General features: G+C 67.3%; 1 protein-coding gene. It reads right to left on the bottom strand.

Annotated elements, in window-relative coordinates:
- Positions 1-217: hypothetical protein (locus ACOADB_RS14120; protein ID WP_378599691.1), on the bottom strand; the 217-nt coding region annotated here is incomplete at both ends.

Genomic DNA, 217 nt, shown 5'->3' with positions numbered 1-217 from the left:
TGGCCATCACGTCGTCAGCAAGGTCACGCACGACGACCATCGGGATCGTCACGCCAGTCTGCGCGACAGCGGAGAGGCGGTGCTGGCCGTCTAGGAGTTGGCCGCGGGGTCCGAACTTGATCGTCTCGCCGTTGAGGCGCCAGCGGCCGGCCTCGATGTCTCTGGCGTACCCGTCGACCACGGCTCGGCGGATGTTGCGGTTGTTCGGGTTGCGGCT

This window comes from Nocardioides sp. CPCC 206348 (genome assembly GCF_048654705.1).
Classification (GTDB): domain Bacteria; phylum Actinomycetota; class Actinomycetes; order Propionibacteriales; family Nocardioidaceae; genus Nocardioides.
Note: the sequence above shows the minus strand (reverse complement) of the source record. Positions and strands in the feature narration are given on the sequence as shown.